This window comes from Sellimonas catena, assembly GCF_027924685.1.
Taxonomy (GTDB): domain Bacteria; phylum Bacillota; class Clostridia; order Lachnospirales; family Lachnospiraceae; genus Sellimonas; species Sellimonas catena.
Map to the genome: position 1 here is coordinate 1 of NZ_BSBO01000044.1, position 25897 is coordinate 25897.

The 25897-nt window shown below is 47.2% G+C and carries 21 protein-coding genes; 5 read left to right on the forward strand and 16 right to left on the reverse strand.

The genetic code is table 11. From position 1 onward, the window contains the following. The first annotated feature begins 305 nt into the window (after positions 1-305). On the forward strand, positions 306-1685 hold the full coding sequence (locus tag Selli1_RS16260) for an MATE family efflux transporter (RefSeq protein ID WP_191433972.1): 1380 nt from the start codon (positions 306-308) through the stop codon (positions 1683-1685). Between the two features lie 67 nt (positions 1686-1752). On the opposite strand, the gene Selli1_RS16265 is transcribed toward Selli1_RS16260, so the two are convergent. The 10 genes from Selli1_RS16265 to Selli1_RS16310 all read right to left on the reverse strand — a co-directional run bounded on the left by Selli1_RS16265 (position 1753) and on the right by Selli1_RS16310 (position 14560). Then, positions 1753-3342, reverse strand: coding sequence for a M1 family metallopeptidase (locus Selli1_RS16265; RefSeq protein ID WP_281873999.1), 1590 nt, complete (start codon positions 3340-3342; stop codon positions 1753-1755). Positions 3343-3365: 23 nt separating this feature from the next. Further along, the gene (locus Selli1_RS16270) at positions 3366-4712 is read right to left on the reverse strand and encodes an MATE family efflux transporter (protein WP_087167263.1); all 1347 of its coding nucleotides are present in this window, start codon (positions 4710-4712) and stop codon (positions 3366-3368) included. A gap of 100 nt (positions 4713-4812) precedes the next feature. After that, complete coding sequence (locus tag Selli1_RS16275) at positions 4813-5580, reverse strand: type III pantothenate kinase (protein ID WP_281874001.1); 768 nt, start codon at positions 5578-5580, stop codon at positions 4813-4815. Positions 5581-5583: 3 nt separating this feature from the next. After that, positions 5584-6255 carry an ECF transporter S component gene (locus Selli1_RS16280; protein ID WP_281844491.1) on the reverse strand — a complete coding sequence of 224 codons (672 nt, stop codon included), beginning with the start codon at positions 6253-6255 and terminating at the stop codon, positions 5584-5586. A gap of 68 nt (positions 6256-6323) precedes the next feature. After that, complete coding sequence (gene coaBC, locus Selli1_RS16285) at positions 6324-7535, reverse strand: bifunctional phosphopantothenoylcysteine decarboxylase/phosphopantothenate--cysteine ligase CoaBC (RefSeq protein ID WP_281874003.1); 1212 nt, start codon at positions 7533-7535, stop codon at positions 6324-6326. Positions 7536-7648: 113 nt separating this feature from the next. Beyond that, the gene (locus Selli1_RS16290) at positions 7649-9898 is read right to left on the reverse strand and encodes an alpha-galactosidase (RefSeq protein ID WP_281844489.1); all 2250 of its coding nucleotides are present in this window, start codon (positions 9896-9898) and stop codon (positions 7649-7651) included. Between the two features lie 114 nt (positions 9899-10012). Then, positions 10013-12013, reverse strand: coding sequence for an ABC transporter permease (locus Selli1_RS16295; protein ID WP_281874005.1), 2001 nt, complete (start codon positions 12011-12013; stop codon positions 10013-10015). Beyond that, positions 12006-12773 (reverse strand): ABC transporter ATP-binding protein, encoded by a 768-nt coding sequence (locus Selli1_RS16300; RefSeq protein WP_281874007.1) that lies wholly within the window; start codon positions 12771-12773, stop codon positions 12006-12008. The genes Selli1_RS16295 and Selli1_RS16300 overlap by 8 nt, the downstream gene beginning before the upstream one ends. A 121-nt stretch (positions 12774-12894) precedes the next feature. Then, entirely contained in the window at positions 12895-13893 is a 999-nt protein-coding gene (locus Selli1_RS16305) for a sensor histidine kinase (protein ID WP_281874009.1), read from the reverse strand. Next, the gene (locus Selli1_RS16310; protein ID WP_087252670.1) at positions 13880-14560 is read right to left on the reverse strand and encodes a response regulator transcription factor; all 681 of its coding nucleotides are present in this window, start codon (positions 14558-14560) and stop codon (positions 13880-13882) included. Before Selli1_RS16310 ends, Selli1_RS16305 begins: the two co-directional genes overlap by 14 nt. Positions 14561-14738: 178 nt before the next feature. On the opposite strand from Selli1_RS16310, the gene Selli1_RS16315 reads away from it, so the two are divergent. The 3 genes from Selli1_RS16315 (at position 14739) to Selli1_RS16325 (ending at position 16493) form a co-directional block, all read left to right on the forward strand. Beyond that, positions 14739-15155, forward strand: coding sequence for a MarR family winged helix-turn-helix transcriptional regulator (locus Selli1_RS16315; RefSeq protein ID WP_118635471.1), 417 nt, complete (start codon positions 14739-14741; stop codon positions 15153-15155). 23 nt (positions 15156-15178) lie between these two features. After that, the gene (locus Selli1_RS16320) at positions 15179-15823 is read left to right on the forward strand and encodes a YczE/YyaS/YitT family protein (protein ID WP_330677621.1); all 645 of its coding nucleotides are present in this window, start codon (positions 15179-15181) and stop codon (positions 15821-15823) included. A 112-nt stretch (positions 15824-15935) separates the two neighbouring features. Beyond that, entirely contained in the window at positions 15936-16493 is a 558-nt protein-coding gene (locus Selli1_RS16325; RefSeq protein WP_087167216.1) for a biotin transporter BioY, read from the forward strand. Positions 16494-16590: 97 nt separating this feature from the next. On the opposite strand, the gene Selli1_RS16330 is transcribed toward Selli1_RS16325, so the two are convergent. The 3 genes from Selli1_RS16330 to proC form a co-directional block, all read right to left on the reverse strand. Continuing rightward, positions 16591-17490, reverse strand: a complete 900-nt coding sequence (locus tag Selli1_RS16330) for a DMT family transporter (RefSeq protein WP_281874012.1) — start codon at positions 17488-17490, stop codon at positions 16591-16593. Next, positions 17487-18080, reverse strand: coding sequence for a TetR/AcrR family transcriptional regulator (locus tag Selli1_RS16335; protein WP_281874014.1), 594 nt, complete (start codon positions 18078-18080; stop codon positions 17487-17489). The genes Selli1_RS16330 and Selli1_RS16335 overlap by 4 nt, the downstream gene beginning before the upstream one ends. Before the next feature lie 162 nt (positions 18081-18242). After that, on the reverse strand, positions 18243-19037 hold the full coding sequence (gene proC / locus Selli1_RS16340; protein WP_281874017.1) for a pyrroline-5-carboxylate reductase: 795 nt from the start codon (positions 19035-19037) through the stop codon (positions 18243-18245). Positions 19038-19246: 209 nt separating this feature from the next. On the opposite strand from proC, the gene Selli1_RS16345 reads away from it, so the two are divergent. Further along, positions 19247-19882: a GntR family transcriptional regulator gene (locus Selli1_RS16345; protein ID WP_087252666.1), complete on the forward strand. Its 636-nt coding sequence runs from the start codon at positions 19247-19249 to the stop codon at positions 19880-19882. Positions 19883-20142: 260 nt separating this feature from the next. Here the strand turns inward: Selli1_RS16345 and Selli1_RS16350 are convergent, their stop codons facing one another. From Selli1_RS16350 to Selli1_RS16360, 3 genes are all read right to left on the reverse strand, one after another. Next, on the reverse strand, positions 20143-22254 hold the full coding sequence (locus Selli1_RS16350) for a ribonucleoside triphosphate reductase (protein ID WP_242958966.1): 2112 nt from the start codon (positions 22252-22254) through the stop codon (positions 20143-20145). 144 nt (positions 22255-22398) lie between these two features. After that, positions 22399-23091, reverse strand: coding sequence for an anaerobic ribonucleoside-triphosphate reductase activating protein (locus tag Selli1_RS16355; RefSeq protein ID WP_281874020.1), 693 nt, complete (start codon positions 23089-23091; stop codon positions 22399-22401). A 38-nt stretch (positions 23092-23129) separates the two neighbouring features. Continuing rightward, the gene (locus Selli1_RS16360) at positions 23130-25598 is read right to left on the reverse strand and encodes a cation-translocating P-type ATPase (protein ID WP_281874022.1); all 2469 of its coding nucleotides are present in this window, start codon (positions 25596-25598) and stop codon (positions 23130-23132) included. Positions 25599-25897 lie beyond the last annotated feature (299 nt).

The window sequence follows — 25897 nt, forward strand, 5'->3', positions numbered from 1 at the left end:
TAAAAAAAGGCAATGTAAAGAGAAGAGGGGGGAATTTGCGCTTTTTTTCGTATTAAGCTCAACAGAACCGATATAGGAAAATAATTTCAGGTATAGTCCGGTCTGAGTTGTTCATGAAACAACCCTGTTTTTCACCTCCGAATCCTTTTTCTTTTTCCCGCAGTGTGATATACTGGATATATGTCACCCGTTTTCCAGGGGAATGGAAGCGGCTGTGCGCAGAGAATCCTTCAGACGGGATTCTTTTTTGTGGAATGAAATACCTTACTTCGATTAGGTACAAAAGATATGAGGAGGTTTTTGAAATGGAAGAAAATGAAAAGATTGTGCTGTTTGAAAAGGCATCAATCCCCTCGGCAGTTGCCAAGCTGTCGGTTCCCATGATTTTCAGTTCTCTTGTCATGGTGCTCTACAACATGGCGGACACCTATTTCGTGGGAATGCTCAACAATCCGGTGGAAAATGCCGCAGTTTCCCTTGCCGCTCCGGTGCTGCTTGCGTTTAATGCCATCAACAACCTGTTTGGCGTTGGAACATCCAGCATGATGAGCCGGGCGCTTGGACGAAAGGACTATGAGGTGGTATCGGAAAGTTCAGCTTTTGGATTTTACTGCTCTTTGATCTGCGGAGTGCTATTCGGTCTGCTGTGCGGACTGTTTCACGGACCTTTACTGACCCTGATCGGGGCGGATGAGACGACACGTGCCGCCACTCAGGGATATATGTTCTGGACAGTTTATCTTGGAGCAGCCCCTTCCATTTTGAATGTCGTCATGGCCTATCTGGTCCGCTCGGAAGGTGCGGCCCTTCATGCCAGCATCGGGACGATGAGCGGATGTTTCCTGAATATGATTCTGGACCCGATTTTCATTCTTCCGTGGGGCTTCCACATGGGCGCGGCAGGCGCCGGACTTGCCACCTGTATTTCCAACTGTGTGGCCTGCCTGTATTTTTTCGTTCTTCTTTATGTAAAACGGGGAAATACCTTTGTCTGCATCAATCCAAAGAAATTCCGGATCAAGCGCCAGATCATCAGGGAGGTCTGCGGTGTCGGTATCCCGGCTTCCATCCAGAACCTGCTCAACGTGACCGGGATGACGGTCCTGAACAATTTTACTTCCGCCTACGGGGCGGACGCCGTGGCCGCCATGGGAATCGCCTACAAGATCTACATGGTTCCGATGCAGGTGGCAATGGGATTCTCCCAGGGAATCATGCCGCTTGTAAGCTATAACTTTGCTTCCGGCAACCGGAGAAGGATGAAAGATACCATTCTCTTTGCCTTGAAGCTGATCGTCCCGGTCCTTGCAGTGGTAACTGTCCTTTATTATATCAATGCCGGACGTCTTATCAGCCTGTTTATGAACAATGAAGCGATCATCGCATACGGAACCCGGTTCCTCCATGGATTCGGACTTGGCATCTGCTTTATCAGCGTAGACTTCCTGGCAGTGGGTGTCTTCCAGGCACTGGGATTTGGAAGATATGCTCTTCTGTTTGCGGTCATGCGGAAGCTGATCCTGGAAATTCCGGCACTTCTTATCCTGAATATGATTTTCCCGCTCTACGGACTGGCTTACGCGCAGTGTACAGCGGAATTTATTCTCTGCATCTGTGCAATCCTGATGCTCCGGCACATTTTCCGGACCTATCAGGATACAAAAGAATACGCTTCTTCCCATTAAATAAAAGAGGAAACCGGTTATATCCGGTTTCCTCTTTTTTCTCATATCTTTCCCGCAAATCCGGTATTTATGCAATATACTTTGTTATGATCTGATTCACCTCTTCCGAGTTATCATATGCTCTGACTGCCTGCAGAAAATCTTCTGTCCTCGCTTCTTTCATACACCAGTTTCTGTAATACTGCTGGAGCATGGAGAAAAATTTTCCATCACCCATGGCATTCTGCAGTTCATACAAAAAGCAGGAGCCTCCAGTATAGACATACTCGGAATACGTATCCACTTCCTGTTGGTACTGTTCATAAGTGCGGTTGATAATAAAGCGCTCTCCCACGATCTGCTCAATCTGACTTTCCATATCCCGGTGAAATTCCTCGTCTGACATCGTTCCCCAGAGTTCGCTGCTTCCAAACCGTTCTTGATCCCGTTTTACCGCTTCCACTGCGCTCGCCAGCCTGCTCTGCTGATACAGCACATCCTCGCAGTACTCGGCAAAACCTTCATCCAGCCACGCTTCTTCATACGGGTCATTTCCCACTCCGCCATAGAACCACTGATGTGCCGTTTCATGGGCAATCATACTGCAGGCCGATGTATAGGAGGCACTCTGATCCAGTTTCTGAATGTTCTCAACATCCGGCATTGCGGCCATCATAAGCCCCGGAAACTCCATCCCGTTTGAAAGCGCCGTCTGTACAATGTCCAGCTCTTTATACGGATACTCACCGATGAACCTGGAAAATAAAAGTACTGAATCCCTTGCAGCCATTAAGGACAACTTATTATATTCTGTGTTTCCCTTATAATCCAGATAATAGTGATTAACTTCGACACCTTCGGCATCTACACACTCCTTCTTCATACGGTCAGATGCCACAACCGCCAGTTCCCGGATGCTTTCCGCATAAATCTCCGTCACTTTACCGGATGTCTTCTCCTCTCCGGTGGCCGCCACTGTATATTCTTCAGGCGCTGTGAACGTACAGCGAAATACAGCCGGACTGTGATAATTGGACTCGCCGGAAAATACATATGGATTTTCATTCCACTTTCCGTTTTCGTACATGGCAGTAACCGGAAAACAAAATGATAACTGATACACCCGGTTCTCTCCTTCTTCCCAGTATCCGAACTTTTCTTTCTGTTCTGGTATGTCAGTCACAAAATCAAGAGAGATGGTAATGGTATCCTTTGGCTTCAGCTCCCGCTCTCCCAACTGCAGATAAATGACTGAGGAATCTTCTTTTGTTTCCGTCACAAGCATCTGATCCGTACCTGCGATTCTTGCATTGGAAATGGTGGATGTTCCCGTTCCTTTCTCCTTCAGGATCGAAGCCGCATAGTTTCTCACACAGATCTGTCCGAGTGTATCTTCTGTCTGATTCGTGATGGTCATGGTGCTGTTTCCCCGAATCTGCTGCTTGACGGTATCCAGTGTAATCTCCATTTCATACTGTTCTGCCCTGCATGTCTTTCTCTCCCCGGCAGGCGGCAGTTCTTCTGCCTCATACGGCTCCAGTTCGATCTCATCAACCGTCCGGCTCTCCAGCTTTGTCTCCTGTTCCGTCTGCTCACTTTGGACACAGCCTGCAAGCTGTTCTCCCAGAAATAACACCGCCAAAACGATTGCCAGATACTTTTTTATATTCTTTTTCATACACTTTTTCTCCAAAAATTTCTTTATACTTCTTCCGCACTGTTTAAATGCATCTCCAGCTTACACTGTTTCCTCACAAAATAGAAACAGACTGCCTGCATGATGATAGTCAGAATCCAGGATGCCGGATAGGAAATGAACAGAAAGTACAGAGATCTGTGGTGCGGGAAGAACAGGTAAATCCAGACGATTCGTGTTCCCACCGTTCCGATGACGGATAAGATCATCGGCACCGCCGAGTGTCCCATTCCCCGCAGGGCTCCCGGGAACAGGTCCATGATGCCGCAGAGAAAATAAGGTACCGTTGTGATGGACAGTACTTCCAGGCCGCACTGAATGACTTCCGGCTCTGCCGTATAGATCTGAAGAAGCTGTCCTCCGAAAACGTAGGCCCCGATTCCCATGAGCGCGGATACGCTGACTGTCAAAATGATGCAGTCCAGAAGAACCCTGTCCATCCGTTTTTGCTTACCGACACTGTAGTTCTGGCTTGTAAAGCTCATGCATGCCTGGGTTACTGCATTGACTGCGGAATACAAAAATCCGATGATGTTGTTTGCCGCCGTGTACCCTGCCATGGCAGTGGATCCGAATGAATTGACCGAGGACTGCAGCAGGGCGTTGGAAAAGTTGATGACGGTACTCTGGATTCCGGCAGGAATTCCCACCTGAAGGATCCGCACAAGATGCTCCTTTTTCACCGTCAGTCTGGAAAACCGCAGCTGGTAGCTTCCGTCGGACTGATGCAGGCACCGGATAACCAGAATACAGGAAATCATCTGGGAAGCCACCGTACCGATGGCAACGCCTGCCACATCCAGCGGGATTACGATAACCAGCAGAAGATCCAGCACCACATTGGTCAGCCCGGCCGCAATCAGAAAATACAGCGGTCTTCTTGTGTCTCCCACAGCCCGGAGGATGGAGGCGCCGTAGTTGTAAAGCATAAAAAACGGCATGCCCATGAAGTAAATCTTCATATACAGTACCGACTGGTCAATGACGTCGTCCGGCGTTCCCATCAGGGAAAGCGCAAGTCTGGACGCTGCCACTCCTACAAATGCCATAACGATTCCACTGATCAGGGCCAGAGTAATAGCTGTGTGTACTGCTTCTGACATTTCCCGGTCTTTCCCGGCCGCATAATAACGGGCTGCCAGTACGTTGGCGCCCAACGAAATTCCAATAAACAGGTTCGTGAAAATATTAATCAGTGCGGACGTGGAGCCTACTGCCGCCAGAGCCTGGCTTCCGCTGAATCTTCCCACTACAATGATATCTACTGCATTAAACATAAGCTGCAGAATGCTGGTCAGCATCAGTGGAAAGGCAAAAGTCACCAGCTTGTCCATAATGGAGCCATTGCACATGTCAATTTCATATTTGTTTTTCTTCAAAGTCCGTTCCCCCTTTTTGATGATGTCTCATTCCATAATACTGCCGCGGTCTTTTGACCGCGGCTTCCCTGATTTATTTCTTGTTTTTCTGATACAGAATCGACAGCCCCTTCAAGAGCAGATCGTCATCCAGAATGACCTCTCTTCTGCAGTGGGGCACGATCTTTTTTGCAAGTCCGCCTGTAGCAATGACTGTCACATCGGAGCCAAGCTCTTCTTTCATCCGGTCGATGATTCCGTCGATGGCCGCTGCACTGCTGTAGATAATCCCGCTCTTCATGCATTCGATCGTATTTTTCCCGATCAGATGCTCCGGCGCTTCCAGACTGATGCCGGACAGCTGTGCCGCTCTTGCCGTCAGGGAATCCAGTGATACCCCCACGCCCGGATAAATCATGCCGCCCTGATAGCAGCGGTTCTCATCGATGACGCTGACCGTTGTCGCCGTCCCCATGTCAAAGATCAGCATCGGAGGTTTATATTCCTGAAGACCGGCCACCGCGTCCACAACCAGATCGCCCCCAAGAGACGCCGGATTGTCCATCCGGATATTCAGTCCGGTCCTGATGCCGGCTCCCACAATCATAATCTCCTTCTTCAGGATCTTCTCGGCCGCAAGCCGGAAGGACTTTGTAATCTGAGGAACCACGGATGAAATGATTCCGCCTTCCAGCTCGTGCGGATTGATATGGTAGATGTCCAGGACATTTTTAATATCAATCGCATATTCCAGTTCCGTCTTCGTCCGGACGGTGGAGAGCCGCTCGATAAAGCTGCAGCGGTTTCCCTTCATACATCCGATGACGATATTTGTATTTCCTATATCAATCGCTAAAATCATACTCTAAACTCCCAGTCTGTCTCTGATATTTTTCTTCATCAGAATCTTTCCGATTCCAAGGGTAAAGACCGCCGCCACAATGGCCTCCGGCACCCCGTTGATTCCGATCACGGACAGAATAAATGTGTATACCGTGCTCTCTGCTACGCTGTTTGCCTTTGCGTAGGCGTCACGGAAAAATACAAAAATCAGATTCATCACAAGCAGCGTGTTAACCAGTGCTCCGGACATGCCTGCCAGAATCAGTCCCGGTGATGATACTTTCTCACTTCTGGTCAAAGCTTTCACTCCTTTATATACATAATATGGAACCACTCCGACCAGAACTCTCGGGATAAAGCAGATGATCAGGCTGCCGATCCCTCCGCTGAATTCTCCGAGGTTATAAAACGGTGTGAATACAAACGATGTCACCGTCGGGTTCATCGTGTTGTTGATAAAACTGGTCACACCGAAAACAAATCCAAGTACCGCTCCCTTTTTTGGCCCCATCAGAATGGATCCGATAATCACCGGGATGTGGATGATTGTCGCTCTCGTAAATCCAAGCGGGATGTATCCGAGGAAAGGGGTGAATGCCAAAATCACGATAATTGCTCCGAATAATGCCACCTGGATCATGCTGCGCACGCTCATGGACGTGCCTGCGTTTCTGCTGTCTGCTCTTTGATTCATAATTGCCTCCTTGTTATCATTCTCTTCTGAGATACAATACGTTTGGCACAGAATAGCTTCTGTTTACCTTATTCTTTTGTTTGTTTCTTTTTCTGTTCTTTTAAGATCCGGTCGACGATGTGCACGGCTGTCTCCTCTTTTGTCATCTTTTCGAGTGAGATTTCCTCATCGTCTGTGATCATGGTCACCACATTCGTATTGCCGCCGAATCCGGCGCCTTCTACTTTCAGGTTGTTCGCCACGACCATATCCAGATGTTTCTTTTTCAGTTTCTTGCGTGAATTTTCCAGCATATGTTCGGTCTCCATGGAAAATCCGCAGAGGTACTGATCCTCTCTTTTATGTTCTCCGAGATACTGGAGAATATCATCGGTCCGCTCCATTTCGATGGAAAGTGCTCCATCTTTCTTTTTAACCTTCTCATCGCTGACGTACTTCGGCCGGTAGTCCGCCACCGCGGCTGCCTTGATGATGATGTCCTGCTCCGGTGCATGAGCGGTGACCGCCTCAAACATCTCCCGGGCCGTGGTTACCGTAAGGATGTTCACAAACTCCGGCTTCTTCGTCTCCGTCGGTCCGGTCACCAGCGTGACGTCCGCGCCCCGGCGCATACAGACTGTTGCAAGGGCATATCCCATCTTCCCGGTGGAATGGTTGGTGATATAACGCACCGGATCGATGGATTCCTGTGTCGGTCCTGCTGTGATAAGTACCTTCTTCCCCGCAAGATCTTTCTCATACTGAATCTCACGCAGGATATATTCCAGCAGAAGCTCCGGCTCCGGCATCTTGCCCTGGCCAGTATCCCCGCACGCCAGATAGCCACTGGCCGGGTCCACTACTTCATACCCGAAACGGCGGAGCTTGTCCAGGTTGTCCTGCACAATCGGATTGAGGAACATATTCGTATTCATCGCCGGAACGATGATCTTCCTGCACCGGCATGCCATGATAGTCGTTGTCAGCATATCGTCCGCGATCCCGTTTGCGATCTTTCCGATCACATTGGCGCTGGCAGGTGCCGCCATTACCACATCCGCCTGTTTTGCCAGAGACACATGCTCCACACTGTACTGGAAATTCCGGTCAAATGTATCGATCAGACACTTATTGCCGGTCAACGTCTCAAATGTAATCGGATTGATAAAGTTCGTTGCATTTTCTGTCATCAGTACATGCACATCTGCCTGAATCTTTTTCAGTGCGCTTGCCAGGGACGCGATTTTATAGGCCGCGATACTTCCGGTCACGGCAAGTATCACTGTCTTTCCTTTCAGCATAGTCTTTCCCCTTTCTTTTCCAATGTTCCTGTATTATTATAATTTCTAACACATAAAAAAGCAAACCGTTTCTTACGGCTTGCTTTCTTTGCCTTGTTTCTTTTTTCGTACATTTACATGACATCTGTTTTTTTGATATGGAACAGTCTGGAAAAATAATCCCCCTGCTGCTCTCTTGCTACGCCTGCAAGGCCGGAAGAGCAGTCGGAAACACTTAATCCTGCATACATCAGCTCATCCCCGTAATGTACACCGCAGTCCATTTTTGCTCCGAAACATTCCTGTACGGAGTAGGCTGCCGTTTCATCCAGTCCTTTGAAGCAGATCCGTTCAAATTTGCCCTGCGGCGGCTGCATCACGCGGAAGTAGGCCATAAGACCTTCGCTTCTGTCATCCGCAATCACTTCCCAGGCTGAGTGGTTGCCCTCGAACGGACTCTTGAGCCGGTAAAAGACGCCCTTCTGGATCAGATCCCGGTACTTCTTCATAAACGCAATCTGTTCTTTCATCTGTTCCAGCTCTTCCTCCGGAAGCTTTGTGATATCCAGCTCATAGCCGAAGGTTCCAAAGTACGCCACATTTCCCCGCATTTCCAGAGATGTATTCCGGAATACCTGATGGTTCGGAGAAGCGGATACGTGGCTTCCGATGCTGCTGATCGGATATACGTAGGATGTTCCGTACTGTATCTTGATCCGTTCTACCGCATCCGTGTCATCCGACGTCCACGCCTGCGGCGCGTAATAAAGCATTCCCGGATCGAATCTGGCCCCGCCGCTTGCACAGGATTCAAACAGGATCTCCGGAAATTCCTGAATCAGCCGTTCATACAGGCTGTATACTCCAAGAATATATTTATGCCGCACTTTTCCCTGATAACTTTTGGAATTTCCATTGGAGAATACCTCGGAAAATGCACGGTTCATATCCCACTTCACATAGGAAACCGGCGCATCTTGCAGGATCTTTCTCATCTGTCCGTGGATGTGATCCACCACTTCCGGTTTGGAAAAATCCAGTACATACTGATTTCTGCTGTGGCAGTAGTTCCGCCGGATATCCGCCAGAAGCCAGTCCGGATGCTCCCGGAACAGGTCACTGTCCTTGTTTGTCATCTCCGGCTCAAACCACAAACCAAATTTCATGCCCAGATCTTCGATTTTTCCGGCAAGTCCTGTAATGCCCTCCGGCAGTTTTTCCAGATTCGGATACCAGTCTCCAAGAGACGCATTGTCCCAGTTCCGCTTCCCGAACCATCCGTCATCCAGAACAAAAAGCTCTATACCAATCTCTTTTGCCTTCCGGGCGATATTCAGTATCTTTTCTTCATTAAAGTCAAAATAGGTTGCTTCCCAGTTATTGATCAGGATCGGTCTTGCCTGATCTCTCCACTTTCCTCTTGCAAGTCTGGTACGGTACAATTCATGGTAGGTCTGACTCATTCCATTCATCCCGTGTTCAGAGTATACCATCACCATCTCCGGAGTCTGGAAGGATTCGCCCTTTTCCAGTTCCCAGCGGAATTCATTTGGATGGATTCCCATTACCACTCTTGTCACGTCGAAGTTGTCGACCTCGACCTGCGCAAGAAAATCTCCACTGTAGACAAGACTGAACCCAATCACTTCTCCGGAAAATTCATCTGCCTCTTTTCGCTTCAGCATCAAAAACGGGTTGAACTGATGGCTGCTGCATCCACGCATACTGTATACTCCCTGGGTACCGTAACACAGTTTTCTCGTATGCGGATGACGCTCCCGGTTCCATGTCCCTGCAAGTTCGACCATTTCATATTCTTTGTCCTGCAGGTCAAGGCAGCCGCTCATACAGTTTAAAAGCGTAATTCCATTCTCATTTCCGCACGCAAAACGTGCATGCCTTGTAATCACCGGGCGTCCATTGAAAATCGTGTAGGACAGCACGATCTCTGTCTTTAAGAATGTATCTTCCAGAACAATTTCCAGAGTGTCAGCCTCGCTGTCATCTTCCACATAGACAGCCGGGAGTCCCTGAATTTCTTTCTTTCCGGAATAAATTTCGTGTGTTTTATATTTAAAATCTGCGACCCTGCTTCCATCCGCACTTTCCAGTTCAAAAGCCGGATATCTTGTATCGCCGGAGCCAAAGGTTGGATATTCCTGTTTCAGATGTTCCAGGGAAAAATTACTTCTCCCTTCAAACGGGTACGGAGCCATATCTCTTGTTGCATACTCCACCAGATAGCCAAAATCTTCCCTGTCTGTGAGATGTTTCCCGAAATATACATGGCCTAACTGGCCATTTTCCAGAACTTTGATAATATAACTGATCTGTTCATTGTAAAGATGAAATTCTTTTGAAGTTTGGTGAAATTGAATCGCCATTTCATTCTCCTTTTTCCTATTCCCATTTTTCTTTATTTTATCAAAAAAGGGAATCTTTTACTAGAAAAGATTCCCTCTGCCTTCTCAAAAATGTTTACACAATATTTACGATTTTTACTGTACAATGCGGTAGTACGTTCGTGAGGTGATGGTGTAAATGATAAAGTACACGGCCGCGAAGGTGAGTGTGACGGCTATGGTGCATTGTGCGAAGATGGCCTGGTTGATAAGGTTCAGTGCGCGCATGATATCGACGAGTGCCGGGAAGGCGGCTGCAGTGTGCATTGCTGCCATCAAAAGTGGCAGGAAGAAGACCTGCAGGATCTGTCTTCGGATGGTGGAGCGGATTTCGTCGTTGGTCATACCGACTTTTTTCATGATCTGGTATCGTTCTCTGTCGTCGAATCCTTCTGTAATCTGTTTGTAGTAAATGATAAGTGATGCTGCGATCAGGAAGAGGATGGAGAGGAAGATTCCAATGAACAGAAAGGTGCCGTATTGTTCGTAATAGTGTGCCCTTGCCTGGTCAATGTTGTCGACTGTCATCAGTCGTTCTACGTCTTCAACGAGATTTTCTCTTAATGTTTTGAAAAAGGTATCTTTCTCTGCATCTGTCCCTTCTATATTATAGTAGTATTCGTAGGTAATTTCTCTGCTTCCCGCCCTGGTGTCTGCATAGCGTTCATTGTAAGCGTTCAGGACTGTTTCCATCGATTTCAGATCAGGCAGAATGACAGCCATGAAGTTTGCGTCTGACAGGTAAAGTGCCTCGTTCCAGATGCCGGGATCGTCAACGGTGGTTCTGACGTTCCAGCTTAATTGATCCAGTGTCAGCGTTTCTGAAACCTGGTTTTTGTTTTTTTCATAAACAGCCGCCTCTCCCTTCGCCAGGTCCAGTTTTTCTCCTGTGTTTTTGCTGTAATCGTCCTGTGTCAGGAATGCAAATACATAAAGTTTTGAGGCATCTGCCTGTTCTCCGTCGGACAGTGTAAATGTTCCGTTTACTTCCTGAAATCCTGCCATCCACAGCTGCTTGTACCCGAATCCTTCCGTTACCTTGACACCGGTTCTGTCAGCATGTTTCTGGACAGCCTCCTGCAGTACCGTACCATTACTTTCCTGTCCGTCAAGGATACAGCTGCTCATGTAATCTCTTGGAAAGCGTTTTTCCAGAATGTCTTCTTCGCCTAGATACAGGCTGAAGCTTGTGGAGATGGATACAATCACGGCTGTAGATAAAATACAGATCGTTGCAAGTCCTGCGGCGTTTTGTTTCATTCGGTAGATCATTCCGGAAATCGTGATAAAATTTCTCGGCCGGTAATAAATTTTTTCCCGCTTTTTCATCCATTTCAGGAATGCAATGCTTCCCGCAAGGAACAGCAGGTAGGTGGCTGCAATCACCAGTACGACAGCCGGCAGAAATATTTTGAGTGTCTCATAGACTCCCTGTGCTCTGATAGCAAATGTATACCCTGCCGCAAGGAGGACAACACCGAGGATTGCCGGCAGTTTCCGTACTTTTGGTTCTTTTTCCCCTTCTTTTGCCCCCTGCAGAAATTCGATCGGATTCGTTCTTACAACAGCCAAAATATTATAAATCAAAACAATCAGATACAGAATCCCGAAGGTCAGACAGGTGTTTCCAACTGCATCGAGGGGAATTTCAAACCGCAGGTCCGACGGAATCCGAAGCATGGATAAAAAGATCAGGAAGACAAACTGGCTGAGCAGCGCTCCGGCGATCATGCCGCCAACAAGTCCGCGCAGAGCTGTAATCAGGACTTCCCAGAACATCATCGTGGACAGATGGCGTTTTTCCATGCCCAAAACGCAGTACAGCCCGATTTCCTTTTTTCTCTGCCGGATGACAAAGCTGTTCACATAGAACAGAATAATGCATGCCATAATCACGGCCACAATCGTGCAGAAATTTAAAATCATATCCGAATTGGATCCTTGTGTCGTCTCGTATTTCAGCATCATGGAGCGGATGCTTTTTAAAATATAATACATGCTGACAATCAGTATATTTGCCAGCGTATACGGAAAATAAATCTGGCGGTTCTTTTTGAGGTTTGATCGTGCCAGTTTAAAATATAAGGAATTACGCATATGTTTTCCCTCCCGACGCCATCACGGTCAATGTTTCGGAAATGCTTTTGAACATCTCCTCCCTGCTCTTATCTCCTCTGTAAATCTGATGATATACGATGCCGTCTTTGATAAAGAGTACCCTTCCGGCGTGGCTTGCCGCTTTTGTACTGTGGGTCACCATGAGAATCGTCTGGCCTGCCCGGTTAATCTGTTCGAACATGTTTAAAAGTTCATTAGATGCCCGGGAATCCAGTGCCCCGGTCGGTTCATCCGCAAGCACGAGCCTCGGTTCTGTAATCAGTGCCCTTGCGATTGCAGTTCTCTGTTTTTGTCCTCCCGAAATTTCATATGGAAATTTTTCCATCAGATCGTCAATCCGCAGTACTTTCGCAAGAGGCATCACCCGTTTTTTCATTTCTTCCGGCTTGGCCCCTGCCAATACCAACGGCAAAAAAATATTGTCTTTGACAGAAAGAGTGTCCAGAAGATTAAAGTCCTGAAAGACAAATCCCAGATTTTTTCTCCGATAAGACGCCAGATCCTTTTCCCGAATATTCTGAAAGGAAAGTCCATTTAAAATGATTTCCCCACCCGTCGGCCGGTCAAAGGAGGCCAGCAGATTTAACAGCGTCGTCTTTCCAGATCCGGATTCCCCCATCACCGCAGTGAATTCTCCTTCTTCTATCGTAAAGGATACATCTCTTAATGCCTGCACCTGATTGGTCCCGAACCGGTTTGTATATGTTTTTTTCAGATGTCTGACTTCCAGTAATTCCATATCCATCCTCTCCCTTTCTTCTTTTTCTTTTCTGCCATTATTATAAGAAAAAAAGAAAGTGGATGCCATCGATCGGGCTTACACTTTCTCTTTCTATTCTTACACCGGTGTAAGATTTCTGTCACACCGTATCCAGCTGAACTCTTTTTGTATCGATCCGGACGGTCGTCCCTTTTCCTGCTTCGGAAGTGATCCGGACCGGATGTCCTAGAAGATCGGCTGCGGATTTCACAAGGGACAGTCCAATGCCGGTGGAACGTTTATCAAGTCTTCCATTATATCCGGTATACCCCCACTCGAATACCCGCGGAAGATCCTCCGGCAGAATTCCGATTCCTGTATCCCGAACCGCCAGAGTGCCTTCTCCTTCCCGAAAAACGCAAACGCCACCCTGCTTCGTATATTTTACTGCATTCGTCAAAATCTGCTCCAGAATAAACACAAACCACTTCTCGTCCGTCAGAACATCAAAATCCAGATTTTCCCCGATCTGAAGGGAAATCTTCTTATGTATAAACAGTTCCGAGGTATTCCGGACCGCCTGTTTTACCAGATCCCCGGCCCGGTAATGGCTGAACCGCAAATCGTTTCCGCCCTTTTCCAGTTTCTGGTAGTGCAGAGCCATGGCAATATACTGCTCGATCTGTAACATCTCATGGCGCATGGCCTCCTTGTCCGGCTCCTCTTCCTGCAGCAAAAGCCCCATCACAGATACCGGCGTCTTGATCTGGTGGCTCCAGCGTGTATAGTAGGCATCCTCTTGTTTCCGCTTTGCCTGTTCCCTGCTTTCGTGTTCCCGCCAGAAATGCTCCCGCTTCCTGATGATCTCCTGATACTGCGCTTCCACCCCGTTCCACGCTCGCGGGAATTCCACGCTTTCCATCTCTATTGTTTCTTCCAGCTGCTTCATCCATCTCCATTTTTTCCTGTAAGCAAAAAATCCTGCTCCCCAGACCAGAAGAAAGAATGCGGTGGAAAGAAGCATCGTATAGACGGCCGGTCCCCACGGAAGTCCGTAGAGAGAATAGACCGCCCCCTCCAGAATCAAAATTCCGAAAAAGAAGGCTTCTGTCCTGCGCGCGGCATGCAGATACGAGACAAAGCAGTTATTCTTCCACATAATATCCCACACCTTTCTTCGTGAGAATATAGTCTTTCAGGCCGATCTCTTCCAGCCTTCTCCGAAGTCTTGTCACATTTACAGTCAACGTATTGTCATCGATATAACTTTCTGTCTCCCAGAGATTTCGGATCAGTTCTGTCCGCTCTATGATCTTCCCCGGATGTTCCAGAAGCGTCCGCAGAATCCCGAATTCATTCTTTCCGAGTTCCAGTTTCTGATCCCCGAAAGCAAGTATCTGCGAATCCAGGTTCAGGGTCACTCCTTTGTGGGCCAACACCTCCGGGCTGGACACCCCGAATGTGTATGCCCTCCTGAGCACGGCCTGAATCTTTGCCGTCAATACATCCATCCGGAACGGTTTTGCGACAAAATCATCCGCCCCCAGTTGGATTGCCATCACAAGATTCATATCATCACCGGAGGAGGACAGAAAAATCACCGGCACCTGACTCACTTTCCGGATTTCCCCGCACCAGTAATATCCGTTATAAAACGGAAGGGAGATATCCATCAGGACAAGCTGCGGTTCAAATGATTGAAATTCATCCATGACATTTTGAAAATCAGTAATCCCCCGGGCAAGATATCCCCATTTTTCCAGATTTCTCTTCAGGATTTCCACCATCATCTCATCATCTTCCACCAGCAGAATACGGTATTTCATACATTCTCCTCCCTTCTTCGTGCGTTTTTACTATAACATAGCCACTTCTGCTTTACAATGCAGGACTTGACAATCCTTTCCCGTTCCTTATATAATAGGTATGTTTTATTTGAATTCAAACTATTTCAATTCAAAACTTTTGTGTAAGTATACGAAAAACGAAAGGAGACTATTTCAAATGCCTTATTCATTTCATTATCTGATTATGGCCGAGCACTCAACCTTCCAAAAAGAACTTCTCTCCAGACTCAGGGACACCGGCCTGACAATCGGACAGCCGAAAATTCTTGATTACCTGAAAGATCATAACGGCATAAGCCAGAAAGAGATTGCCAAAGGGTGTCATATCGAGCCGGGCACACTTACTACACTATTAAACCGGATGGAAGAAGCCGGACTCGTTGAGCGCCGCATGATGCATGGCAACCGGAGAAGCCTGTATGTGTTTCTGACCGAAAAGGGCAGCCTTTTGTCCCGGCAGGTCGATCATGCGTTTTCTGATCTGGAAGAGCAGGCATTTCGCGATATTTCATCGGAAGACAGGGAAAAATTTTTACGGATCTTTCAGCGTATTTATGAGAATACGGTATCTTGATATTCAGAGGAGGTCATCAAATCATGGAAAAATTGAAACGATATGCTGTATTTCTAATTGGACTTTTTATTAATTCACTGGGAGTCAGTCTGATTACAAAGGCAGATCTCGGGACATCACCGATTTCATCGATTCCCTATGTACTCAGCCTGAACTTTCCGTTGACACTAGGGCAGTTCACAATCGCCTTCAGTCTGCTTCTGATTCTGATTCAGCTTGCCATTCTCCGCCGGAATTTTAAGGCAGAACATCTGCTGCAGATCCCGATCTCCATTCTGTTTGGATACTTTATCGATCTGACCATGGAACTGCTCTTCTTCATTCATCCTCAGACCTATATGGCTTCTGTCATTTATCTGTTAATCGGATGTGTCATACTGGGGTTTGGTGTCTACACCGAAGTGCTTGCTAATGTGGCCATGCTTCCGGGAGAATCTTTTGTCCGTGCAGTTTCTTCTACGTGGAAGACGGAATTCGGCTCTACGAAAGTGGCTTTTGATGTATCACTCGCAGTGATTGCCGGCATTCTCTCCCTTCTGTTTGCCCGCAGACTGGATGGGATCAGGGAAGGCACTATCATCGCCGCTCTGCTGGTCGGATTTATTGCCCGCCTGTTCGGCCGTAAACTTGCATGTCAGATGCTTTTTTTGAAATTCCGTAATTCCTGAATCGTCTCAATCGTAAACCCATTCTTTTTATTTTGGTTGACAATTGATGTATCTAACGGTATACTTCTCCTATACATATAAAACCCTACACATACAGAAAAGGAGAACTTTCATGAATCATACATCAACCTCTTCCGTTTCAACCCGTTATCTTGTACTTACAGCACTGATGACAGCTGTCATCTGTATTCTGGCACCGCTTTCCATTCCCATTCCGGTAAGTCCTGTGCCAGTCACACTGACCAATCTGGTCCTTTATATCGGTCTGTTTATCCTGCCATGGCGCCAGCTGTTTGTAAGCTACATCGTATATATGCTGCTGGGCCTTTGCGGTCTCCCGGTTTTTTCCGGATTTTCCGGAGGCATCGGTAAGCTTGCCGGACCGACCGGAGGATATCTGATCGGATTTCTCTTTCTGATCCTGATCGGCGGAGTTTTTCTGCAAAAAGGAGAAGGACGCCGCGGAATTGTCTTTGCTCTTACGGGTCTGATTCTCGGAAGCCTGGTCACCTATCTCTTTGGAACCATCTGGCTTTCTCAACAGATGAATCTGACTTTTGTGCAGGGGCTGTTTGCCGGTGTCATCCCATATCTTCCGGGAGATGCTCTGAAAATCATTCTGGCTCTTCTTCTTGGGCCGCAGCTTCGCAGACGGCTTCCCCTCATATAACCGGGGAACCGTCACCGAAACCTGAACCTCATAAATAAAACGATCCCGTGAAAACCAAGACCTTCAAAGTCTTCGATCATCACGGGATCGTTTTGTTCTATTTCCGTATCGACAGAATCAGTACTGCCGCCATAATGCAGAGAATTCCGAAAAAGTCCGAAAGCGTAAATGTGGCGTGCATCATCAGTACGGTCGCTGCCGTTGCTGTCACCGGTTCTACCGATGCAAAGAGACTTGCTCTGGATGCTCCGATCATCCGGACTCCTTCCATATAAAACGAGAACGACAGCACGGTACCTACCACCACGACAACCGCCATGGCTCCTACCGCCTGAAGATCCCATGTCCCGATCACATGCCACGGTCTCGTAAACAAGCACATAAGAATTCCTCCAAGCAGCATGCCCCAGCCGATAACACAGAATGTCCCGTACTCTTTCATCAGTTTCAGCGGCAGCAGATTGTAGACCGCCATCATCACCGCCGAAGTCAGCCCCCAGACCAGCGCCTCCCTGGAAATGGCCAGAGAATGAATATTCCCGTGGGTTGCCAGGACAAATGTTCCGAACAGCGCCAGGACCAGTGCTCCGATTTCCAGAATTCCCGGCATCTTCTTTGCCCGCAGGGCAGTATAAAGCATAATAATGGCCGGAGCTGTGTATTGCAGTACGGTCGCAGTCCCGGCATTTGACATTTCTACGGCAGAATAGTAGGTCAGCTGGCATCCTGCCATCCCGAAAATCGCAAACAGCATGAGCCAGAACACATCCTTTTTCCTCTTCCATATTCTCCACATATCACCTTTCTGCTTCACAAGCACCGTCGCAAGCAGAAGAAGCCCGGCCAGTACAAGCCGGACACTGACCAGCCAGCGTGCATTCAGGCCCTTGTATGTAAACAGATACTGCCCGAACACTCCTGCCAGTCCCCAGAAAATTCCCCCAATCACGGCAATGCACGTACCGCGCATCGCCTCTCTCTTTTCCATATGATTCATGATAACTGTTTTCCTCTGAAGCTTTCCATCATAATCGGCATATATTCCTTACTGTATTCCCCAAGAGAATAGCTTCCCTTGTTCAGACACCAGTCTGTGACAAGTGCCCGCTCGCAGAGGGAGTAATACTTCACAACCTCCGCAATGCTTTTTCTTCTGTTGATTTCCCCCCGCTTCTGTCCTTCCTCGATGACGGACGCAATCAGCTTATAGTATTCTCTGTTCTGATCAAGAAGGCTTCTCTCTCCTTTGGAAATCAGCTGCGTAGAATACAGAGATGCAAGCAGATCAACTTTAATGGTCTTTTCCATGAACGTATGAGCCCGGTAATTTAAAAACATCAGTTTCTCAAAGCTGTCCATGTAGGGATCCATCTCTTCTTTCAAAGACAGATACAGATCATCCAGCACCGTTGACAATGTATTTAAGAGGGCATCTTTCCCGTCAAAATAATAGTAAAACGATCCCTTGGATGTATCAGACAGTCTGATAATGTCATCTACGGTCGTCGTGTCGTATCCCTTCTCATAAAACAGTTCCCAGGCTGCCGACACAATTCTGTCTTTTACACTCTTCTTTTTCTTTTCCATCGTTGCCGCTGTGCTCCTTCCTTCTGTATTGTATCTGCGCGACTTACGCGCTTTTGTTTTCCCGCCGGAAAGCCGGCAGAACTTTCCGATAGAACAAAAACAGCTCAGCTGTACTTTGACAACTGAGCTGCCTTAATCCTGTACTTTTACAGTATACCTGTTTTACATTCCCTTTGCAATATCTGTGCAGGCTTTCATTGCTTCGATCACGGAGCTTCTGAATCCTGTGCCTTCCAGAACTCTGACAGCCTCGATAGTTGTACCTGCCGGAGAACATACCATGTCTTTTAATTCTCCCGGATGTTTTCCTGTCTCAAGTACCATCTTGGCGCTTCCCATAACTGCCTGGGCTGCGAATTTATAAGCCTGAGCTCTTGGCATTCCGTCTGAAACAGCTGCGTCTGCCATTGCTTCGATCAGAATGAAAACATATGCCGGTGAGCTTCCGCTTACTCCTACAACTGCGTCCATCAGTCTCTCCGGAATCACTTCTACTTTTCCGAAACTTTCCAGAATGTGGCATGCATACTTCACTTCTTCTTCTGACAGATAAGAGTTCGGTGATGCTGCTGTCATCCCCTCCATGACCATAGCAGGTGTGTTAGGCATGGTTCTTACGATCTTGACTTTCTTTCCGAATTTCTCTTCCAGCCATGCAAGAGTTTTACCCGGTGCAATAGTGATGATAATCTTATCTTCTGTTATTTTGTCTTTGATCTCTGTAATTACAGACTCATAGAACTGCGGTTTTACAGCGAGAACAATCACTTCGGACTTTTCAACTACTTCCAGATTACTGTCTGTAATCTGAATCCCGTAAGTATCTCTTGCTTTTTCTCTGGTCGGTACAAATACGTCAGAACCGATAATCTCTTCCGGTTTGAATACTTCCTTTTTAATAATACCTCCCATGATGGCGCCCGCCATATTTCCACATCCGATAAATCCTAACTTCATGTGTATTACACTCCTTTTCCGCTATAATCAGTTTTGTATACATCTAAATCAGTTGTATACAATTTCTATCTATAAAATATCACTCTTCCACGTACTTGTCAATCATTCTTCGAAAAATAATCTACTATTTTTTATATCATTTTCCCTTGAATTTTCGTTATAAATTGTATACAATAATATTATTAGTATACATTAAAGGAGTGGTCCGCATGGCTGACAAAATTTCTCTGGCCGATCAGGCATATCATACGATCAAAGAGCGGATTCTGAATCTTACCTACCCTCCGGGCATGCAGCTTACGGAGACCATGCTCGCAGATGATCTTCATATGAGCCGTAACCCTATCCGTACCGCACTCAAATCCTTGCATTCCGAGGGACTGATTGTCCGGGACTATTATAAATCCATTACTGTAAAAGAAATTACCGACAGGGATATCCGGGAAATCTATCAGCTTCGGGAACTTCTGGAAGGTGCCGCGTTTAAAGAAATCTTCCAGTCCGGTAAAGCTGAAGAGTTTTCCTACCGGATTGAAGAGCGCGTTGTCCGTATGTGTGCTTGCGCCGGCGACATCTATCAGTGGGAGCTTGCCGATACACAGATGCACATGGAGATTGTCAGTGTATTTGAAAATGAACGGATCAACAGGATCTATGAAAACTATCTGAATGAAGTCATCCGGATGGGCCTTTATTCCGTACGGAACGGACTCCACATCAACAAGGCAAATGAAAATCTTAAAAAGATGATCCGCTACATGCGTTCCAACAATTACGAAAAGGCCTACGAGATTCTGCGAAACGATCATTTTTTGATCGGAAAAAGCAGTGCTTTAAAAAAATAAACAGATTCAAAATGGCAGCCAGCACAGAGAGCAGCAGAAGGAACAGTACTTCTGCCGTTACAAGTGCCGCTGCCATTCCTTTTTTCATGGCTGCCATTTGTTCTTCCTCCTTCTTCTGCCTCTATTATATAAAGTTCAGTTCTTCCCTTCCATCGAATCATCTTACACTTTCCCTTCCAGTCTTACAGTTTTGCAAGAAACGACACAGAAAAAAGCTGACACACCTTGTAAGTAAGCATGCCAGCCTTTCTGTCTGATTTTTATTTCGTAATCGGTTCTGTCTTCTTTTTCTTCATTACAGAATGTTCGATATCATATTCTTTCCGGTCTTTAAACTCCTGAATCTTTCCATCGTTCCAGTTCTGTACCGGACGGTAATATCCGGTGATCCGGCTGTAAACCTCCGTCTTCTTTCCGCAGTGCGGGCAGGTATACTGTTCGCCGTCAATATAGCCGTGATCCTGGCAGATGGAGTAGGTCGGAGAAATCGTATAGTATGGAAGCTTATAATTCTCGGCAATCTTCCGTACAAGAAGTGCCGATTCCTTCCAGCCCGGAAGCTTCTCTCCCAGGAATGCGTGGAATACGGTTCCCGATGTATAGAGCGTCTGAAGCTCATCCTGAATATCCAGCGCGTCAAAAATATCATCGGAAAATCCAACCGGAAGATGGGAACTGTTCGTATAGTATGGAGTACCGTTCCCTTCCGCTGCTGTGATAATATCCGGGAACTGCTCCTTATCATGTTTTGCAAACCGGTAGGTGGTGGACTCTGCCGGAGTTGCCTCCAGATTGAAAAGTTCCTCGTATTCTTCCTGATAATCGGAGAGACGGTTTCTCATAAAATTGAGTACCTTGACCGCAAACTCCTGTGTCTCTTTGTGAGTAATATCCTTTCTAAGCCAGTTTGCGTTCAGTCCTGCCTCATTCATTCCGATCAATCCGATAGTGGAAAAATGATTTCCGAAGCCTCCGAGATACCGTTTCGTATACGGATAGAGTCCTTCATCCAGCAGTTTGGAAATAACCTGTCTCTTAATATGAAGGGATCTTGCCGCAATATCCATCATATGGGCCAGCCTCCGGAAGAAATCATCCTCATCCTTTGACAGATAAGCCATCCTCGGAAGATTGATCGTCACAACGCCGATGGATCCTGTGCTTTCGCCGCTTCCGAAAAATCCTCCCGCTTTCTTCCGAAGCTCTCTCAAATCCAGTCTCAGCCGGCAGCACATGCTGCGGACATCGCTCGGCTCCATGTCGCTGTTAATGTAATTGGAAAAGTACGGTGTTCCATATTTTGATGTCATCTCAAAAAGCAGACGGTTGTTCTCTGTATCAGACCAGTCGAAATCCTTTGTAATGGAATAGGTCGGAATCGGATACTGGAATCCTCTGCCCTGGGCATCTCCTTCAATCATAACTTCAATGAATGCCTTATTTACCATATCCATCTCTTTTTTACAGTCACCGTAGGTGAAATCCATCTCTTTTCCACCTACAATCGCCGGCTTGTCTTTCAGGTCATCCGGCACGGTCCAGTCCAGTGTAATATTCGTAAACGGCGCCTGCGTACCCCAGCGGGACGGTGTATTGACCCCGTATACGAAGGACTCAATGCACTTTTTCACTTCAGTATAGGTCAAATGATCTGTCCGTACAAAAGGTGACAGATACGTATCAAAAGAGGAAAAAGCCTGTGCCCCCGCCCATTCATTCTGCATGATGCCAAGGAAATTAACCATCTGGTTGCACAGTACACTCAGATGTTTGGCCGGCGCGGATGTAATCTTCCCGGTGATTCCGCCAAGTCCCTCCTGGATCAGCTGGCGCAGCGACCATCCTGCACAGTACCCGGTCAGCATGGAAAGGTCATGCAGATGGATATCCGTATTTCTGTGTGCCTGGGCAATCTCCTGGTCGTACACCTCGGACAGCCAGTAGTTTGCCGTGATGGCACCGGAATTGCTGAGGATCAGTCCGCCTACGGAATAGGTCACGGTAGAATTCTCCTTGACTCTCCAGTCATTGACCTGCAGATAATTGTTCACCAGTTCTTTATAATTTAATGTCGCGGATTTCAGGTTGCGGATCTTCTCCCTCTGCTTTCTGTAAAGAATATATCCCTTTGCCACATCGGCATATCCGGCCTGGCTGAGCACCTCTTCGACGCTGTCCTGAATTTCTTCCACTTTGATCTTTCCGTCCGCAATCTTAGGCTCAAAATTTGCCGTCACTTTTAACGCAAGCATATCAATGATGCTCGGATGAAAATTCTTTCCCGCTGCTTCAAACGCTTTCTGAATCGCGGATCCTATTTTATGGATGTCAAATTCGGCAATCTGTCCATCCCTCTTTACTACCTGATACATCTGTCATACTTCCTTTCCTGTTCGTGTCGATGTCCTCATTATATCACCCTTCTCTTTTTGACGTCAATATACAGAAACAACATCTAGTTGTTTTTAGTAGTTTAATGCTAAACAAACACTAGATGTTGTTCTTCATGTGTTTTGCTATATCCCGCGGATTTCCGCGTCATTTACATATCTTTTCATAATTTCAAGAGCCTGTTCCAACACAGGAGGATCATACGCGTGCAGTCCGTCCTGAATCAGTCCGCCCGAATTTTCAAACTGCTGCAAATAGTACTTGTCTGCCCCGCGGATCCAAAGCCCCATTTGTTCAAAATCCGATTTCTGATGAAACTCTCTTACGACCGTTGTCCGGAACGCATAAGGTACGTGCCCTTCCATCAGAAACTCCACACTTTCTTCAATCGGGCGGAGATCCAGCGAAGGAACTCCGACAGTCATGGCATACTTTTCTTTGGAATTCTTCAGATCCATCGCCACCTGGTCAATCAGCCCTTCTTCCGCAAACCGTTCCAGCCGTTCCGGAAAGCTTCCATTTGTATCAAGCTTAATCAGATATCCCATATCCCGTACTTTTTTCAGAAACTCATCCAGCCTCGGCTGTATCAGGGGCTCTCCTCCGCTGATACATACTCCGTCCAGAATGCCCCTTCTCTTTTTCAGGAAACTGAAAATCGTCTCCTCAGGAATATCTTCCTGCTCGTCTACTCCGGTCACGAGAGCCGCATTGTGGCAGAACGGGCACCGGAAATTGCATCCGCCCAGAAAGATCGTACACGCGGTTCTGCCGGGATAGTCAAGAAGCGTCAGCTTCTGTAAACCTTGAATTCTCACAGGTATCCCCTCCCTTTCTCAGCTTCTTTTTGATTTGTCTATGCTTCTTCCCCCGCTTTTTTCCCGATAAAAATTTTCCCTTTCACTTTATCATAAAATGACTTTGCACTGCCGACAAGAACAGTCAGATACCGCAGCACCGGTTCTGTCGCAATGGAAAATACTACAAAAAGCATAACACATTCCGCAGACATATCGGTAATGGCAAACAGCTGATTCAGCACCGTACTGCAGAACAGCAGGGCACAGATACATCCGGCCAGCACAGCCACACGGATCCTGTTCATCGGCTGGCTGATCCGGTAAAGGATCATAAATCCAACGATCGCAAGCAGCATCGTCGCAGCCGTCGAAATGTCCGTAGGACTTACACTGAACGTAGCTCCAAAAACTACAAGCGCCCCGACCGCCAGCACATCTGTCAATGCCGCCGGAAGAGCCTTCAGAAATACGTTTGTCAGGAAGTGTCCCTTGATAATATTCTTATTCGGCTCCAGCGCCAGGAAGAAGGCCGGAACACCGATTGTAAACATACTGATCAGAGATACCTGCGACGGCTCCAGCGGATAGGTAATCATAAAAACCGCCGAGAAGATGGAAAGCAGGAAAGAGAAAATATTCTTCACAAGGAAAAGACTTGCGGATCTTTGAATATTGTTGACGACCCGCCGTCCTTCCAGCACGACGCTTGGCATACAGGAAAAATCCGATTCCAGAAGCACAAGCTGGGAAGCCTGCGCCGCCGCATCGCTTCCGGATGCCATGGCAATGCTGCAGTCTGCATCTTTCAGCGCCAGTACATCATTGACACCGTCTCCGGTCATCGCTACCGTACGTCCCGCTCCTTTAAGAGCCTTCACGAACTGTCTCTTCTGAGCAGGTGTCACACGCCCGAAAACTGTATATTTCAGAACCGCCTGCCTGATCTCCTCTTCTGTAGTCAGGGTCGCAGCATCCACGTAGTTCTCCGCTCCCGTAATGCCCGCCTTTTTCGCCACCTCGGATACCGTCAGCGGATTATCTCCTGAAATCACCTTGACCTCCACTCCCTGTTCTTCAAAGTAGGCAAATGTCTTTGGCGCCTCTTTCCGGATCGGGTTCGCAAGCATGATATAGGCAAGCGGCGTCACCTTTCCCTTCAGCTCTCTGCCGTCCGGAGTTTCGTCACAGCTCCCGAATACAAGCACACGGTATCCCTTTGCGGCCTCTTCCCGGATCTCTTCCTCATACTCCGGATAATCCTCCCGGAGGACAAACTCCGGAGCCCCAAGCACATAGGATCCGTCCTCAAACGTTGCACTGCTGTATTTAAATTCCGAAGAAAAGGATGTGATCTTCTGTGCCCGTCTTCCGGTACGTTTCTGAAAATAGGTCTGCACTGCTTCCATCGTAATATTGTCCTTGCTCATGGACTGTGCAAAATCACCGATGATCCCTTTGAGCGGAGGCATTGTCTCCTTGTCATAATGTCTCGTGGCCCGAAACCCCTGAACTTTCATTGTATTCTCCGTAATGGTACCTGTCTTGTCCACACAGAGCACATTGACTCTGGCCAGAGTCTCGATACTCTTCATGTCATGCAGAAGTACTTTCCGCTTGGCAAGACGCACTGCGCTTACCGCAAGAGCCACACTTGCAAGCAGATAAAGACCTTCCGGGACCATTCCGATGACAGCCGCTACCATGGCAGTGACACTTGAACGGAAACTTTCCTCATTTAAAAAGAAGCTCTGAATGAACAGTATCAGCCCGATCGGAATGATGGCAATACCAACGCACTTGACCAGTTTGTCCAGAGAGCGGATCATCTCCGACTGTTCACCGTCCTTCATGGCCTTTGCTTCCAGCGTCAGTCTGGAAATATAGGAATCCGCCCCCACCTTTTCAAGCCGGGCATGGCATTCTCCTGAAACGATGAAGCTTCCCGACATCAGAATATCGCCTTTCTTTTTCGTGATCTCATCCGCCTCACCTGTCAGAAGCGACTCATTGACCTGCACTTCCCCGTGCTCTACAATCGCATCCGCACAGATCTGATTACCCGCCTTGAAAATCACGATATCATCAATAACAAGATCCTCCACCGCAATCACCCGTTTCCGCCCGTTGCGTACTACCGTGGCTTTCGGCGCATGAAGCATCGTCATCTTATCCAGCACATTCTTCGCCCGGATCTCCTGAATGATACCAATCATGGTATTCAAAATAATTACCGGAAGAAATGTCAAATCCCGGAAGGCTCCCACCATAATCAGAAGCAGCCCGAGAATCGCAAAAATCAGGTTGAAATAAGTAAATACATTATCATGAATAATATCCCGCGTTGTCTTAGAGGGCGGATCCACCGGATCGTTCGTCCATCCCGCTTCCTCACGTTCGATAATCTCCTCCTCATAGAGTCCCATATGATAATCCGGCATACATCTGCGGATCGGAAGTCTCTCCGGTTCGTATTCCTCTTCTTCCTCCCGCCTTCTTCTCAGTATTCCGGCAAGTCGTTCTAGCATGCTGTCTCTTCCTTTCGTCTCATCTTTTGTCATTCTGTCAGTTTTTCATGTCTCCATTATACGCCCTGAAACTGTAAATGCCATAAAAACAATATGAAGAATTGATTATTTTTTTTCACAATATTTTTGCATTATCATAGAAAAGCGCCTGCACAAAACAATTTTGTGCAGGCGCCACAGTTTTGCAGTAACATATGTTCGCTTATAGCTTGAAATCCTTTTGTATGGCGGCTTACAAGCTTTTTTTATTTTTTAAATTTGTCATATTTTACTAGCGTTTTGTAACGTTTTGTGGTATA

Excerpts from the sequence above, each read along its gene's own strand:
- coaBC (WP_281874003.1), bottom strand. The coding sequence starts at position 7,535 with ATGCTGAAAGGAAAGACAGTGATACTTGCCGTGACCGGAAGTATCGCG.
- Selli1_RS16270 (WP_087167263.1), bottom strand. The coding sequence starts at position 4,712 with ATGTGCAATGGCTCCATTATGGACAAGCTGGTGACTTTTGCCTTTCCA.
- proC (WP_281874017.1), bottom strand. The coding sequence starts at position 19,037 with ATGAAGTTAGGATTTATCGGATGTGGAAATATGGCGGGCGCCATCATG.
- Selli1_RS16350 (WP_242958966.1), bottom strand. The coding sequence starts at position 22,254 with ATGTATCAGGTAGTAAAGAGGGATGGACAGATTGCCGAATTTGACATC.
- Selli1_RS16310 (WP_087252670.1), bottom strand. The coding sequence starts at position 14,560 with ATGAAATACCGTATTCTGCTGGTGGAAGATGATGAGATGATGGTGGAA.
- Selli1_RS16360 (WP_281874022.1), bottom strand. The coding sequence starts at position 25,598 with ATGCTAGAACGACTTGCCGGAATACTGAGAAGAAGGCGGGAGGAAGAA.
- Selli1_RS16320 (WP_330677621.1), top strand. The coding sequence starts at position 15,179 with ATGGAAAAATTGAAACGATATGCTGTATTTCTAATTGGACTTTTTATT.
- Selli1_RS16260 (WP_191433972.1), top strand. The coding sequence starts at position 306 with ATGGAAGAAAATGAAAAGATTGTGCTGTTTGAAAAGGCATCAATCCCC.
- Selli1_RS16330 (WP_281874012.1), bottom strand. The coding sequence starts at position 17,490 with ATGAATCATATGGAAAAGAGAGAGGCGATGCGCGGTACGTGCATTGCC.
- Selli1_RS16345 (WP_087252666.1), top strand. The coding sequence starts at position 19,247 with ATGGCTGACAAAATTTCTCTGGCCGATCAGGCATATCATACGATCAAA.
- Selli1_RS16295 (WP_281874005.1), bottom strand. The coding sequence starts at position 12,013 with ATGCGTAATTCCTTATATTTTAAACTGGCACGATCAAACCTCAAAAAG.
- Selli1_RS16290 (WP_281844489.1), bottom strand. The coding sequence starts at position 9,898 with ATGGCGATTCAATTTCACCAAACTTCAAAAGAATTTCATCTTTACAAT.
- Selli1_RS16305 (WP_281874009.1), bottom strand. The coding sequence starts at position 13,893 with ATGTGGAAGAATAACTGCTTTGTCTCGTATCTGCATGCCGCGCGCAGG.
- Selli1_RS16315 (WP_118635471.1), top strand. The coding sequence starts at position 14,739 with ATGCCTTATTCATTTCATTATCTGATTATGGCCGAGCACTCAACCTTC.
- Selli1_RS16325 (WP_087167216.1), top strand. The coding sequence starts at position 15,936 with ATGAATCATACATCAACCTCTTCCGTTTCAACCCGTTATCTTGTACTT.
- Selli1_RS16300 (WP_281874007.1), bottom strand. The coding sequence starts at position 12,773 with ATGGAATTACTGGAAGTCAGACATCTGAAAAAAACATATACAAACCGG.
- Selli1_RS16335 (WP_281874014.1), bottom strand. The coding sequence starts at position 18,080 with ATGGAAAAGAAAAAGAAGAGTGTAAAAGACAGAATTGTGTCGGCAGCC.
- Selli1_RS16275 (WP_281874001.1), bottom strand. The coding sequence starts at position 5,580 with ATGATTTTAGCGATTGATATAGGAAATACAAATATCGTCATCGGATGT.
- Selli1_RS16280 (WP_281844491.1), bottom strand. The coding sequence starts at position 6,255 with ATGAATCAAAGAGCAGACAGCAGAAACGCAGGCACGTCCATGAGCGTG.
- Selli1_RS16265 (WP_281873999.1), bottom strand. The coding sequence starts at position 3,342 with ATGAAAAAGAATATAAAAAAGTATCTGGCAATCGTTTTGGCGGTGTTA.